The following is a 13557-nucleotide window of genomic DNA, read 5'->3' as shown; positions in this document are numbered from 1 at the left end:
ACCATCACAAGTGGCATATGCGCCTAAGACCCGGCGCTTTTGCCCTCACCGACCACCAACAGGCGCTGTGCAAGGGCGTGCTGCACGTCATCGATACCCAGCGGTTTGATCAAGGCATCGGTGATCGCATCGACCTGCACACGCGCCGCTTGGGCCTCGGCGGCAGACTCAAACACCGCCAGCACGGGCAGTTGCAAACACACCGCCAGGGTCAGCAGTTGAGCGTCTTTAGACGTGGCGGTAATCCGCGCCAACGGGCAACCGAGCAACACCGCATCGACGCGCTCGCGGCGCAGCAGGTCGATGGCGGCCTGACCGCTGTCGGCGCAATGCACCCGATAGCCCAATGCGAGCAGCATGCCGTACAGGTCCGGAGCACCGACATCGTGGTCTTCAACCAGCAACACGGCGCACTCTATCGGGCTTTTTTTCAGGTTCAGGGCTGGGCTCTGCTCCGCCGGGGCCAATGCCTCAAGCTCCAGCGAAACCTGGAACTGCGAGCCCTGACGCGGCAGCGAATGGTGAGTCAACTGGCCGCCCATCAGCTCTACCAAGCGCCGGCAGATAGCCAAACCAATCCCCAGGCCGCCGTAATTGCGGGTCATGGAACCATCGACCTGGAAGAAGTGCTGGTACAGCTCGGCCCGTTCCTGATGAACAAAGCCGATACCGCTGTCGATCACATTGAACGCCATCGACCAGCGCGCCTCGTCGATGGCGTTGCCGGTCACGCGCAAAATTACCCCGCCCTCGCAAGTGAACTTGATGGCGTTATCTAGCAAGCATTCGAGGCACTGGCGAATTTTCGCTTCATCCCCCACCCAGTAATCAGGCAACCCGTGGGCAATGTCATACGAAAAAGACAGCCCTTTGCTACGCGCCTGCGGGGCGAATTCAGCACTCAGGCCTTTGAGCAGCGCGCCCAGGCTAAAGGGCTGCAACTCGGCCGTGAGACGACCGGCCTGCAACTCGGTCAAGGACAGAATGCCATTGACCATGCCCATCATCTGCCGCGCCGAGCCTTCGGCGGTCTGGGTGTAGAGTTCGAGTTCTGCGCCCATGTCCAGGGTTTTGATCAACTCCAACGAACCGATAACCCCGTTCATGGGCGTGCGCAGTTCGTGGGTGACCGTCGACAGGAACTCGTCTTTAAGCTGGTTGGTGCGGGCCAGTTGCTGGTTCATCGCCGCCAGTTTTTGCCCGGTTTCTTGCAAGGTGCGCGCATGCAGGTCACGCATGGCGTTGATCCGGTCGGCCAGCGCCAGCGACAGCAGGCAGCCTTCGACCGCCGAGCCGATCTGGCTGGCGTACATGGTCAGGAAGACATTCGGCAGGTAGCCCAGGACCATCAGCGTGTTGACCAGACCACCGAGCAAAAAGGCCGACCAGGCAATTACAAAGTAACGCGCCACCCGCAAACCACGGGCCCAGGCCACCACGCCCGCAACAAAGATGACCACGATAAACGCCAGCGCCAGCGCCGTAGCCAGCCGCAAGGCCACGGCATAACTGGTGACCAGCGACAGCAGCATGACCAGCGCACCCAGGCCCATCAGCAGGATCAGCGCACGGTCCAGCCAGCGGCTTTGCGAGCCGATCTGCAAAAAGGAGCGCGCAAACTGGCAGCCAAAGAGCGCAGCAGAGCCGATCAAAAACGGCACCGACGCGTTGGCCCACCACGGGTTGTTAGGCCAGAAGTACTGCACCGCTGCGCCGTTGACCGCGAGCTGGTACAGGCCAAACGAGGCCATATAAACGATGTAATACAGGTAGCTGGTGTCACGCACGCTGATGTAGATGAACAGGTTGTACACCAGCATCCCCAACAGAACCCCGTAAATCAGGCCCAGCACATAAATGCGCTGGGGCTGTTCTTCGAGGTAGGCCTGCGCGGACCACAAGGTGAGCGGTGCTTGAATCGAGCCTTCGCTGGCCAGACGCAGGTAGACAGTCTGGCTTTGCCCAGGGCTGAAATTGAGTTCGAAGAGGTAGTTGTTTTCTTTGATCTGCCGGCTGCCGAAGGGCAAGGCATCACCGGTGCGCTCAGCCAGGTAGTAGTTGCCTGCTGCATCGGCCAGGTACAGGTCGATGTTGTCCAGCGGCGGATACGCCAGCTCCATCAACCAGGTACGGTGTGCTGCCGGGTCTTTGGGCAGGTAGCGCAGATCAATTTTTAGCCAGAAGGCCGAGCGCGAGTACCCTGCATTTAGCGTGTCTTTGGTGTGGAGCTTGAACAGACCCGGGTTGCCGATCACATCGCTCAACGTCGCCTGGCCTCCCACATCTTCGAAGACCTGCATCACTCGGCCCAAGGGCAGGCTCTGGGTGGTTTCGTCAAACTCGACGGCGCCAACCAGCATCGGTAGCCAGCCCAGCATCATAATCAGCAAATAGCGCATACAGCCCCAGCGTGGTCCGCCCGGTTACGTGCAGAATCTCCTGTTCCGTTTGAGACCGCGTCGACCGTCTTACCTGTTAGTAATGTGGGGCTCACTTTAGCATAGCCATCCCGATGGAGCCGCATGGCCATCATACAAATCAGCGGACCAAACAGCCGCAAAAAAGCGTTTGGTGGTAAGCTCGCGCACCATGAATATCTACAGCTCTCGCCCCGTTGTCCTCTGTCTCTCCGGCCATGACCCCAGTGGGGGTGCCGGCTTGCAGGCAGATATCGAAGCCCTGCTGGCTCAAGGTTGTCACGCGGCCCCCGTGGTCACCGCCTTGACTGTGCAGAACACCGTGAATGTCAGCGACTTCCGCGTGCTGGATCGAGAGTGGGTGCTGGCACAAGCCAATGCCGTGCTCAGCGACTCCACAGTTGCGGCCGTCAAGCTGGGCATGCTCGGCTCACTGGAAATGGTCGACACCGTGGTCGAGCTGCTTCAAGCCCACCCGCATCTGCCGATGGTCTGCGACCCGGTACTGCGCGCGGGCGGCGGCGGTCGACTGGGTAAAGACGAAGTGGGCTACGCCATGCGCGAGCGCTTGCTGCCCCTGGCCGTGATCGCCACGCCCAACCTGCCTGAAGCCCGCATTCTGGCCGAACTGCCTGAGGGCAGCGCCGATGAATGCGCCGAAAAACTCCTGCCTTTTTGCAAACACCTGCTCATCACCGGCGGACACGGCGATGAACACGAAGTCCATAACCGCCTGTACAGCCGCGACGGCAGCCGTCACACCTTCACCTGCTATCGTCTGCCGGGCAGCTATCATGGCTCGGGCTGCACCTTGGCCAGCACTCTGGCCGGGCGTTTGGCCATTGGCGAAAACCTGGTCAGCGCGGTCGAGACGGCGCTCAACTACACGTGGCGCACCCTGCGTGATGCCGAGCAACTGGGCCAGGGCCAATTTGTGCCCCGGCGCTTACCGCTGGACTTCTGTTCGTAACGAATGAGGCTCGACCCATGAAGCTGCGTGGTCTTTACGCAATCACCGATAGCCAACTGCTGGCCGGCAAATGCCTTAAGTATGTCGAGGCGGCGCTGGATGGCGGCCTGACACTGTTGCAGTACCGCGACAAAAGCACCGATGAGGCCCGCCGCTTGCGCGAGGCCGAGGCGCTGAAGCACCTGTGCGATCGTTACAAGGCGCACTTGCTGATCAACGATGACGCCGAACTGGCCGCGCGCCTGGACGTGGGTGTTCACCTGGGCCAGACCGACGGCCCGCTGACACCTGCACGGGCATTGCTCGGCCCGAAGGCCATTATTGGCTCAACGTGCCACGACCAAATCGAACTGGCCGAGCAAGCGGTGAAGGAAGGCGCAACCTATGTGGCCTTTGGGCGCTTTTTCACCTCCAGCACCAAGCCCGGTGCAGCCCCGGCGGCCCTCGACGTCATCAACCAGGCGCGCGCCAGGCTTGTTAACGTGCCGATCTGTGTGATTGGCGGCATTACCCTGGACAACGCCGCCCCGCTGGTCGAGCGCGGGGCTGATTTGCTGGCTGTGGTGCACGGCCTGTTTGGCGCCGACAGCACGCAGGAAGTGACCCGACGCGCCCGCGCGTTCAACGCCTTGCTGTCTATTTAAATACCGAATTCTGATTCAGAGAGAGCCCACCATGTCTCGTTCCGAAACGCTGTTTGCCAACGCTCAAAAACACATCCCCGGCGGCGTGAACTCGCCTGTTCGTGCTTTCAAGAGCGTGGGCGGCACGCCTTTGTTCTTCAAACACGCCGAAGGTGCCTACGTGACTGACGAAGACGACAAGCGTTATGTCGACTACGTGGGTTCGTGGGGCCCGATGATTTTGGGCCACAGCCACCCGGACGTGCTGGACGCGGTGCGTGCGCAACTGCAACACGGCTTGTCCTACGGCGCCCCGACCGCCATGGAAACCGAGATGGCCGACCTGGTGTGCTCGATTGTGCCCTCCATGGAAATGGTCCGCATGGTCAGCTCCGGCACAGAAGCCACCATGAGCGCCATCCGTCTGGCGCGGGGCTTTACCGGGCGTGACAACATCCTCAAGTTCGAAGGCTGCTACCACGGCCACTCCGACAGCCTGTTGGTAAAAGCCGGCTCCGGCGCGCTGACCCAAGGCGTTCCAAGCTCGGGCGGCGTCCCGGCCGACTTCGCCAAACACACCCTGACCACCACCTTCAACGACATCGACGCCGTTGAGCAGTTGCTGACAGAAGTGGGCGACACCGTGGCGTGCATCATTGTTGAGCCGGTGGCGGGCAACATGAACTGCGTGCCGCCCGCGCCGGGCTTCCTGCAAGGCCTGCGCAGCCTGTGCGACCAGCACGGCATCGTGCTGATTTTTGACGAAGTGATGACCGGTTTCCGTGTAGCCCTGGGCGGCGCCCAAGCCCACTACGGCGTCACACCCGACCTGAGCACCTTCGGCAAAATCATTGGCGGCGGCATGCCGGTAGGCTGCTTTGGCGGCAAACGCGAGATCATGCAGCACATCGCCCCGCTGGGCCCGGTGTATCAGGCGGGCACGCTGTCCGGTAACCCGTTGGCGATGGCCGCTGGCCTGACCACCCTGCGCCTGATCAGCCGTCCGGGCTTCCATGACGAGCTGACCGACTACACCACGCGCCTGCTTGCAGGCCTGCAAGAACGTGCAGACGCTGCCGGCATTCCTTTTGTGACCACCCAGGCGGGTGCCATGTTTGGCCTGTACTTCAGCGAAGCCGATGACATCGTGACCTTCGACGACGTCATGGCCAGCGATGCCGATCGCTTCAAGCGGTTCTTCCACCTGATGCTGGACGGCGGCGTATACCTGGCGCCAAGTGCGTTTGAAGCCGGCTTCACTTCGATTGCCCACGGCGACGCCGAACTGAAACTGACCCTGGATGCTGCCGAGCGCGCTTTTGCTGTGTTGAAATAACCTGAACCCTGTGTAGGAGCGAGCTTGTCTCGCGATCTTTTTAAGATCAAAAGATCGCGAGGCAAGCTCGCTCCTACAGGGGTTTATGTTCTTTTTATGCGCGTGAGGGGCTAATCATTTATGCCACCTGTCCAAAATCGTCTTAAATCAATCGATATGGCGGTCACGCAGCAGAAAAACGAGTAAAGACTTTGTAAGGTGGCCTCCGCTTATTTCATAATGCGCGCCTACTCATCCCTTGGTCGGGTATGCCCGCCTTTCAGAGGTACGTCGATTCCCATGAACCGCACCGGCCGCGCCCTTGCACTGGGCTGCCTGTTGCTCCTTCAACCGTTGCTTGCTCAGGCAGGTGGCAACTCGCTGTTGATTCCAGCGATGGGTCGTTGCACCCTCAATACGCAGCCAGAAGACCTCAAAGAAGCTCTGGCAGCCTGCGTTGAGGCGGCAAAAACCGGGGATGCAGAAGCTCAATACGAGCTGGGTGAGTTCTATTACGACGGTAAAAACACCCCGCAAGACCTCAATCAGGCCCTGAGCTACTTCGAACAAGCGTCGCTGCAAGGCCACGCCATGGCTCAGTTTCAGCTGGGCACCATGTTCTTCAAGGGTGAAGGCGTTCCGGCCAATAACATTCAGGCGTACATCGTGCTGAAAATGGCGGCGGTCAACGGCGCCGAAGACGCGCTCGACACCGCCGACCTGGTCGCCGAGCAAATGCCCCGCGAACAACTCGAGACTGCCACCCAGATCCTGGGGCAGATCTTCCGCAAGTACCTGCTTGAGCTGCAATCGGCCGACGGTCGCTCGCCGTTTTCACCGCTGCCTTAAGGTAAAAGTGCCGAACTACTTGTCCGGCATCGGAAACGGAAACGGCATCACGTTACTCATGCCATTCGCTTCGCTGATTTTCGGCGTTCCCAGACGTTCAACTTCATCGATTCGCACAATCGAGTGCATCGGCACAAAGCTGCGTACCACGCCTTCAAATTGAGCCTTGAGCTTTTCTTCGCTCGGATCAACGACGATTTGCGTGCGCTCCCCGAAGACAAATTCCTCAACTTCCAGAAAGCCCCACAGATCACTTTGATAGATCTGCTTGGCGTACATTTCGAACACCTGGCCCTGATTGAGGAAAATCACCTTGTAGATTGGAGCTTCACGTTTGGTCATGGTGGGCGGGTAGACATCTGAGGATATAAAAGAGGGCGCGAACTATAGCATAGCCATCGGACGCGCAACGCTAGGAACCCGCGACCATGCCCCCTATAATGCGCGGTTCTTTGAACCACTTGATGAACACCCATGGCCAAGAAGCTTTACATCGAAACCCACGGTTGCCAGATGAATGAGTACGACAGCTCACGCATGGTCGATCTGCTGGGTGAACATCAGGCCCTGGAAGTCACAGCGCGCGCCGAAGACGCTGATGTCATCCTGCTGAATACCTGTTCGATCCGTGAACGCGCCCAAGATCGCGTGTACTCGCAACTTGGCCGCTGGCGCGAGCTGAAACTGGCCAACCCCGAGATGGTCATTGCCGTCGGCGGCTGCGTTGCCAGCCAGGAAGGCGCCGCCATCCGCGACCGCGCCCCTTACGTGGACGTAGTCTTCGGTCCGCAAACCCTGCACCGCCTGCCCGAGATGATCGACGCTGCGCGCATCACCAAGTTGCCGCAGGTTGACGTGTCGTTCCCCGAGATCGAAAAATTCGACCACCTGCCAGAACCCCGCATCGACGGCCCAAGTGCCTATGTGTCGGTCATGGAAGGTTGCAGCAAGTACTGCACGTTCTGCGTGGTGCCTTACACCCGCGGCGAAGAAGTCAGCCGCCCGTTCGACGACGTGCTCAGCGAAGTGATCCACCTGGCTGAAAACGGCGTGCGTGAAGTGACCTTGCTGGGCCAGAACGTCAACGGCTATCGCGGCCTGACCGAGGACGGTCGCCTGGCGGACCTCGCCGAACTGATTCGCGTGGTAGCGGCCATCGACGGGATCGAGCGCATTCGCTACACCACCTCGCACCCGCTGGAGTTCTCGGACAGCCTGATCCAGGCCCACGCCGACGTGCCGGAGCTGGTAAAACACCTGCACTTGCCGGTGCAATCGGGCTCGGACCGCATTCTCTCGGCGATGAAGCGCAACCATACGGCGCTGGAGTACAAGTCCAAGTTGCGCAAACTGCGCGCAGCGGTGCCGGGCATTTGCATCAGCTCTGACTTTATCGTCGGCTTCCCCGGTGAAACCGAGAAAGACTTCGAACAAACCATGAAGCTGATCGAGGACGTCGGTTTCGACTTCTCGTACTCCTTTGTGTACAGCCAGCGCCCGGGCACGCCTGCGGCCGACCTGGTTGACGACACGCCAGAAGAGCGCAAAAAAGAACGCCTCAACGCGCTGCAACACCGCCTGAACCAACAAGGTTTTGAGATCAGCCGGCAAATGGTCGGCTCCACTCAGCGGATTCTGGTGACCGATTACTCGAAAAAAGACCCTGGTGAATTGCAAGGGCGCACCGAAAACAACCGCATTGTTAACTTCCGCTGCGACAACCCGCAGTTGATCGGACAATTCGCCGACGTGCACATCGATGCCGCCCAGCCGCACTCCCTGCGGGGTTCGCTGCTGAACTAACGCAGGCTTCTGTAGGAGCGAGCTCGTCTCGCGATCTTTTGATCGTCTAAAAGATCGCGAGACGAGCTCGCCCCTACAGAAGGTTAATCATTTATCACGGCCCTTTCGCGCGTGACCTGCTAGCGTTATCCTTCATCTCACCTCAATTGCCTTAGGGCGGCTAAAAACGACCTTGAACGCACCCATCGAACCACATCGTTTTCTCCTCGAGCCTTTTGAGGCTCGCCGCTTCGCCAATCTGTGCGGACAATTCGACGAGCATTTGCGCTTGGTTGAACAACGTCTGGGCATCGAAATCCGCAATCGCGGTAACCAGTTCGAAATGATCGGCGACCCCAAACTGACCGTTTCTGCAGAACACCTGCTGCGCCGTCTGTACCGCGAAACCCAAGCCACTGAGCTTTCGCCGGACTTGGTGCACCTGTTTTTGCAAGAGTCTGCTGCCACCGATGACCTGGCCAATACGCCTGTGGCCGAGGCCAGCGTGTCGCTGCGCACCAAAAAGGGCATGATCCGCCCGCGCGGCACCAACCAGCAGCGCTACGTCAAAGAAATCCTCGGCAACGACATCAACTTCGGCATTGGCCCAGCCGGTACGGGTAAGACCTACCTGGCCGTGGCCTGCGCAGTTGACGCCCTGGAGCGCGAGCAGATCCGCCGCATCCTGCTGGTGCGCCCGGCGGTTGAAGCGGGTGAAAAACTCGGCTTCCTGCCGGGCGATCTGTCGCAAAAAATAGACCCGTACCTGCGCCCGCTGTATGACGCCCTGTACGAAATGCTCGGATTTGAATACGTGGCCAAGCTGATCGAGCGGCAGATCATTGAAGTGGCACCGCTGGCCTACATGCGCGGTCGCACGCTGAACAACAGCTTCATCATTCTCGACGAAAGCCAGAACACCACCGTCGAGCAGATGAAGATGTTCCTGACCCGTATCGGCTTCGGCTCCACGGCCGTGATCACCGGTGACATCACCCAGATCGACCTGCCAAAAGGCACCAAGTCGGGGCTGACCCACGTGATCGACGTGCTCAAGGACGTGCCGGGCATCAGCTTTACGCACTTTTTGTCCAAAGACGTTGTTCGCCACCCGCTGGTACAACGCATCGTTGAGGCCTACGGGCGCTACGAACAGGAGGCCGCTGACAAGCTGGCCGCCCTGCCCGCCGCCAAGGATTACCGCAACGATGCTTGAGCTTGACCTGCAATTGGCCACCGAAGCCGCTGCGCCCAGCGAAGCCCAGTTCCGCCAGTGGTGCGAACTGGCGCTGCGCCAGCGCACCGCCGACTCGGAAATGACCATTCGTCTGGTGGACGAAGCCGAAGGCCGTGAGCTTAATCACACTTGGCGGCACAAAGACTACGCGACCAACGTGCTGTCTTTTCCGGCAGAAGTGCCGGACGAATTCCTTGATATCCCGCTTCTGGGTGACCTGGTCATCTGTGTGGCCGTGGTCGAGCGCGAAGCCGCCGAACAAGGCAAGGCACTTGACGCTCACTGGGCTCACTTGGTGATCCACGGCTGCTTGCATCTTCTGGGTTACGACCATATAGAAGACGAAGAAGCCGAAGAGATGGAAGCGCTGGAACGAACGTTGCTTGCAGAACTGGGTCATCCGGATCCGTATGCAGACGACGAAACTGATTAACAACCCACTGAAACGACCAAGGGATACGAGTAAATCGCTATGAGCGAAGACCGATCGAGCAACGGGCAAAAGTCATGGTTGGGTAAGCTGACCCAGGCCTTTGCCCATGAGCCGAAAAACCGCCAGGAGCTGCTGGAGCTGCTGCGCGAAGCACATCAGAACAAACTGTTGGACAGCGAAGCGCTGGCCATCGTCGAAGGCGCCATCCAGGTGGCTGACCTGCAAGTACGGGACATCATGGTTCCGCGTTCGCAGATGATCAGCATCAAGGCGACCCAGACACCCCGCGAATTCCTCCCGGCGATCATCGACGCAGCGCACTCGCGTTATCCCGTGATCGGCGAAAGCCACGATGACGTTCTCGGCGTCCTGCTGGCCAAAGACCTGCTGCCGCTGATCCTTCAAGAGAACGGCGACAAATTCAACATCAAGGATCTGCTCCGTCCAGCGACGTTTGTCCCTGAGTCCAAGCGCCTGAACGTGTTGTTGCGTGAGTTCCGTGCCAACCACAACCACATGGCCATCGTCATTGACGAATACGGCGGCGTGGCCGGTCTGGTGACGATTGAAGACGTTCTGGAACAGATCGTCGGCGACATCGAAGACGAACACGATGTCGAAGAAGACAGCTACATCAAGCCGCTGCCCAGCGGTGACTTCCTGATCAAGGCCCTGACGCCTATCGAGAACTTCAACGAGTTCTTTGACAGCGACTTCTCCGACGATGAGTTCGACACCGTTGGCGGCTTGGTCATGAGTGCGTTCGGGCATTTGCCAAAACGCAACGAAATCACTGAAATCGGCCCTTACCGCTTCCGCATCCTCAATGCCGACAGCCGCCGGATTCACCTGATTCGCTTAACGCCTATTGCCCGCTAAACCCTGACGCTAAGGATTGAAATGCGCTGGATAACCGCCCCCGGCTGGCCCGGTAACTTGCTGGCTGTGGTGGCCGGCGCACTGACAACCCTGGCGTTGGCACCTTTCGATATCTGGCCGCTGGCACTGGTTGCCCTGGCCCTGTTCTATCTGGGCTTGCGCGACCTGTCGCCCAAGCAGGCGCTGGGCCGTGGCTGGTGCTTCGGCTTTGGCCTGTTTGGCGCGGGCACCAGCTGGATCTACTACAGCATTCACCACTTCGGCGGGGCTTCGGTGCTACTGGCCGGCTTCCTGATGCTGCTGTTTACCGCCGCCATTGCCTGGTTCTTTGCCCTGCCCGCCTGGCTGTGGGCACGCTGGATCCGCCGCAATGAAGCGCCGCTGGCCGACACCCTGGCCTTTGCTGCGCTGTGGACGGCCCAAGAGGCTTTCCGCGGCTGGTTCCTCACAGGTTTCCCTTGGCTTTACTCGGGTTACAGCCAACTCGACGGCCCCCTGGCCGGGCTTGCGCCGCTGGGCGGCATGTGGCTGATTTCGTTCACCCTGGCGCTGACCGCAGCGTTGCTGTGCAACCTGCCCCGCCTGATCAAAGCCAGGCGCAAAGCCTTTATCGGCGCTGCCGTGGTGTTGCTGGTCGGTCCTTGGTGCATCGGTGTTGCGCTCAAGCATCACGCCTGGACCAGCCCGTCGGGTGACCCGCTGAGCGTGGCGGCGATGCAGGGCAACGTCGCACAAAGCATGAAATGGGACCCGGCTGAGCTTAATGCGCAGTTGGCGCTGTACCGCGACATGACCTTCAGCTCCAAGCGCGTCGACCTGATTGTGTGGCCTGAAACGGCCATTCCGGTGCTCAAAGAGAACGCCGAAGGCTATTTGACGATGATGAGCCGGTTCGCCGCCGAGCGAAATTCCGCGCTGATTACCGGCGTGCCGATCCGTGAAGAAGTGCGCCACGAATCGCGCTTCTTCAACGGCATCACGGCCGTGGGTGAAGGCGATGGCGTGTACCTGAAACAAAAACTCGTACCGTTTGGCGAGTACGTCCCGTTGCAGGACGTACTGCGCGGCCTGATCGCGTTTTTTGACCTGCCGATGTCAGACTTTGCCCGCGGGCCTGCCGACCAACCCATGTTGCAAGCCAAGGGTTACCAGATTGCCCCGCTGATTTGCTACGAAGTGGTGTACCCGGACTTTGTCGCCGGGCTGGCCGCGCAAAGCGATATTTTGCTGACCATCAGCAACGACACCTGGTTCGGCACCTCGATCGGCCCCCTGCAACATTTGCAGATGGCCCAGATGCGCGCCCTTGAAGCGGGCCGCTGGATGATCCGGGCGACCAACAACGGCGTCACCGCGCTGATCAACCCGTTTGGGCAGATCACCACGCAGATCCCGCAGTTCGAGCAAGGGATCCTGTATGGCGACGTGGTGCCCATGCACAACCTGACGCCTTACCTGCAATGGCGCTCGTGGCCGCTGGCAATCCTGTGTGCGTTGCTGATTGGCTGGGCGCTGATCACCAGCCGCATCGCCAAGACAGTGTAAACCCGAAAAGCCAACCCCCTGTAGGAGCGAGCTTGCCTCGCGATCTTTTAAAGATCAAAAGATCGCGAGGCAAGCTCGCTCCCACAATGCGCACTTACCGGTAAAACAACGGGTAGGCAATCTGCCCGACGGCTTCGTTGAGCAACAGCCCGGACTGCCAAAACGACTTGTACTCCGGCATCCAGCCGCCCAGTGGCCTGGCGTTGTCGACGCTTAAAAAGCCGACCGGTGCAGGCACAACCTCAAACCCCGCCTTTTCAAAACTCCACACCGAACGCGGCATGTGCCACGCCTGGGTGACTACCACCACGCGCTTGATGCCCTGCGGCAACAGAATTTCGGCACTCATTTGCGCATTTTCCCACGTGGTGCGGCTGCGTTCTTCTTTCCAGCGAACCTCAACCCCCGAATCTTCGCGCAACGAATCGGCCATTATCTGCGCCTCGCTTGGCGGGGTGCCGTAGTGCAAGCCGCCCGTGACCAGCACCGGCAACCCCGAAGCCTTGGCCAGTTGCGCCGCATAACGCTGACGCTCCAGGCCGATCCCGGTGGGCTGATCGCTGCCCCACGCCGGATCGCCGCGCTCACGCCCGGAGCCCAGCAGCACAATGGCATCGGCGCGTTCAGACAAGCTCGACCACTCGCTTGGGGCTAGCGCAGGCTCACGCTCAATGGCGCGGGCGCTCCACTCCACCATCACCGGCAAGCTCATCAACCATAAGCCGCCAAGGCCCACGGCAAACAGCGCACCGGCCAGACGCGGACGCGAATGGCGCAGCCACCAGGCCGCCAGCAGGAACAAAAGAAGGATGCCCGGAGGCAATAGAAGTTGTTTAACAAAGTAGCGAAAAGGCATCGAGCATCTCCATAGATGCCCGAAGCCTAAGGGGGTTGAAGGGAGGCATCAACAGGGCTGGCCAAAACTCAATCACAACCCGTGTTACCTCAACCCTGAGGAAATGCCGCTCTTCACGTGGGCCCGACCTGAATCGTCGCGCCGGCCTACTTACCCTTAACCCTGTCTTTGAGCCAGATGACCTTGGCTGTCTGAGGGGCTTTTTGCTCAGTACCGCTGCCTTGCAGGCGTTCATCAGCCTCACGCCCGATCCGGTTTAAATAAACGTTGATCAACTCCAACTCGGCACGACTCAAACCACGCAATTCCAATTCGGCAGGACGTTCGTTTCTCAGTCGCACTGCCGTCTTTGCTGAATCAAGAGCCACACTCAAACGATCAATCAGCCGCTCGAACACCTCCGAATTTATAGCCTTGTATTGCGACTCAACCATCCGTCCACCTCATTAAGGAAGTTTCTTCCCCCCACCAACAGCGTAGCTGCGCTGCTAAAACCAGCGCGCCGCCGCGACCAACGGAACGATGAGGCAATCAGGGTTTCCCTCGATAGAGTGGGGTCATGTATGCTACGGGACTTCCTGTAACCCCTGCTCCAACCTGACCGGGCAACAAAAATGTCCGCGTGAGTTGAAGAGGATTAGGCCACCCTTC

13 protein-coding genes are annotated in these 13557 nt (G+C 59.6%); 9 read left to right on the top strand and 4 right to left on the bottom strand.

Going from position 1 to position 13557, the window contains the following annotated elements:
* Window positions 1-23 precede the first annotated feature (23 nt).
* Complete coding sequence (locus ACJJU9_RS03175; protein WP_407730034.1) at window positions 24-2399, bottom strand: 7TM diverse intracellular signaling domain-containing protein; 2376 nt, start codon at window positions 2397-2399, stop codon at window positions 24-26.
* Window positions 2400-2589: 190 nt separating this feature from the next.
* Here ACJJU9_RS03175 and ACJJU9_RS03170 point away from each other — a divergent pair, with 190 nt between their 5' ends.
* The 4 genes from ACJJU9_RS03170 (at window position 2590) to ACJJU9_RS03155 (ending at window position 6174) form a co-directional block, all read left to right on the top strand.
* Complete coding sequence (locus ACJJU9_RS03170; RefSeq protein ID WP_026014362.1) at window positions 2590-3387, top strand: hydroxymethylpyrimidine/phosphomethylpyrimidine kinase; 798 nt, start codon at window positions 2590-2592, stop codon at window positions 3385-3387.
* Window positions 3388-3404: 17 nt separating this feature from the next.
* Window positions 3405-4031, top strand: coding sequence for a thiamine phosphate synthase (gene thiE / locus ACJJU9_RS03165; RefSeq protein WP_153332781.1), 627 nt, complete (start codon window positions 3405-3407; stop codon window positions 4029-4031).
* Between the two features lie 31 nt (window positions 4032-4062).
* Window positions 4063-5346: a glutamate-1-semialdehyde 2,1-aminomutase gene (hemL, locus tag ACJJU9_RS03160; protein WP_407730033.1), complete on the top strand. Its 1284-nt coding sequence runs from the start codon at window positions 4063-4065 to the stop codon at window positions 5344-5346.
* Between the two features lie 279 nt (window positions 5347-5625).
* Window positions 5626-6174: a tetratricopeptide repeat protein gene (locus tag ACJJU9_RS03155; protein ID WP_153392364.1), complete on the top strand. Its 549-nt coding sequence runs from the start codon at window positions 5626-5628 to the stop codon at window positions 6172-6174.
* Window positions 6175-6189: 15 nt separating this feature from the next.
* Here ACJJU9_RS03155 and ACJJU9_RS03150 read toward each other — a convergent pair whose 3' ends face one another.
* Complete coding sequence (locus ACJJU9_RS03150) at window positions 6190-6516, bottom strand: DUF1820 family protein (protein ID WP_048367613.1); 327 nt, start codon at window positions 6514-6516, stop codon at window positions 6190-6192.
* Window positions 6517-6648: 132 nt separating this feature from the next.
* Between ACJJU9_RS03150 and miaB the strand changes: the two genes are divergently transcribed.
* The 5 genes from miaB (at window position 6649) to lnt (ending at window position 12050) form a co-directional block, all read left to right on the top strand.
* Entirely contained in the window at window positions 6649-7977 is a 1329-nt protein-coding gene (gene miaB / locus ACJJU9_RS03145; RefSeq protein WP_048367615.1) for a tRNA (N6-isopentenyl adenosine(37)-C2)-methylthiotransferase MiaB, read from the top strand.
* Window positions 7978-8149: 172 nt separating this feature from the next.
* On the top strand, window positions 8150-9172 hold the full coding sequence (locus tag ACJJU9_RS03140) for a PhoH family protein (RefSeq protein ID WP_123752039.1): 1023 nt from the start codon (window positions 8150-8152) through the stop codon (window positions 9170-9172).
* The gene (gene ybeY, locus ACJJU9_RS03135; protein ID WP_048367619.1) at window positions 9165-9626 is read left to right on the top strand and encodes an rRNA maturation RNase YbeY; all 462 of its coding nucleotides are present in this window, start codon (window positions 9165-9167) and stop codon (window positions 9624-9626) included. The genes ACJJU9_RS03140 and ybeY overlap by 8 nt, the downstream gene beginning before the upstream one ends.
* A gap of 39 nt (window positions 9627-9665) precedes the next feature.
* A complete protein-coding gene (locus tag ACJJU9_RS03130; protein ID WP_048367621.1) occupies window positions 9666-10505 on the top strand; it encodes an HlyC/CorC family transporter in 840 nt (279 codons plus the stop codon).
* A gap of 21 nt (window positions 10506-10526) precedes the next feature.
* Window positions 10527-12050, top strand: coding sequence for an apolipoprotein N-acyltransferase (lnt, locus tag ACJJU9_RS03125; protein ID WP_123752037.1), 1524 nt, complete (start codon window positions 10527-10529; stop codon window positions 12048-12050).
* A 94-nt stretch (window positions 12051-12144) separates the two neighbouring features.
* On the opposite strand, the gene ACJJU9_RS03120 is transcribed toward lnt, so the two are convergent.
* Window positions 12145-12906 carry a YdcF family protein gene (locus tag ACJJU9_RS03120; RefSeq protein ID WP_153330316.1) on the bottom strand — a complete coding sequence of 254 codons (762 nt, stop codon included), beginning with the start codon at window positions 12904-12906 and terminating at the stop codon, window positions 12145-12147.
* Between the two features lie 146 nt (window positions 12907-13052).
* Window positions 13053-13340 (bottom strand): hypothetical protein, encoded by a 288-nt coding sequence (locus ACJJU9_RS03115; RefSeq protein WP_331367953.1) that lies wholly within the window; start codon window positions 13338-13340, stop codon window positions 13053-13055.
* Window positions 13341-13557 lie beyond the last annotated feature (217 nt).

The organism is Pseudomonas helleri, assembly GCF_045830615.1.
Classification (GTDB): Bacteria; Pseudomonadota; Gammaproteobacteria; order Pseudomonadales; family Pseudomonadaceae; genus Aquipseudomonas; species Aquipseudomonas helleri.
This window is presented reverse-complemented; position numbering and strand designations above follow the sequence as displayed.

Coding starts and splice junctions, on each gene's coding strand:
- lnt (WP_123752037.1), top strand. CDS start 10,527: ATGCGCTGGATAACCGCCCCCGGCTGGCCCGGTAACTTGCTGGCTGTG.
- thiE (WP_153332781.1), top strand. CDS start 3,405: ATGAAGCTGCGTGGTCTTTACGCAATCACCGATAGCCAACTGCTGGCC.
- ACJJU9_RS03150 (WP_048367613.1), bottom strand. CDS start 6,516: ATGACCAAACGTGAAGCTCCAATCTACAAGGTGATTTTCCTCAATCAG.
- ACJJU9_RS03120 (WP_153330316.1), bottom strand. CDS start 12,906: ATGCCTTTTCGCTACTTTGTTAAACAACTTCTATTGCCTCCGGGCATC.
- miaB (WP_048367615.1), top strand. CDS start 6,649: ATGGCCAAGAAGCTTTACATCGAAACCCACGGTTGCCAGATGAATGAG.
- ybeY (WP_048367619.1), top strand. CDS start 9,165: ATGCTTGAGCTTGACCTGCAATTGGCCACCGAAGCCGCTGCGCCCAGC.
- ACJJU9_RS03170 (WP_026014362.1), top strand. CDS start 2,590: ATGAATATCTACAGCTCTCGCCCCGTTGTCCTCTGTCTCTCCGGCCAT.
- hemL (WP_407730033.1), top strand. CDS start 4,063: ATGTCTCGTTCCGAAACGCTGTTTGCCAACGCTCAAAAACACATCCCC.
- ACJJU9_RS03115 (WP_331367953.1), bottom strand. CDS start 13,340: ATGGTTGAGTCGCAATACAAGGCTATAAATTCGGAGGTGTTCGAGCGG.
- ACJJU9_RS03175 (WP_407730034.1), bottom strand. CDS start 2,399: ATGCGCTATTTGCTGATTATGATGCTGGGCTGGCTACCGATGCTGGTT.
- ACJJU9_RS03155 (WP_153392364.1), top strand. CDS start 5,626: ATGAACCGCACCGGCCGCGCCCTTGCACTGGGCTGCCTGTTGCTCCTT.
- ACJJU9_RS03130 (WP_048367621.1), top strand. CDS start 9,666: ATGAGCGAAGACCGATCGAGCAACGGGCAAAAGTCATGGTTGGGTAAG.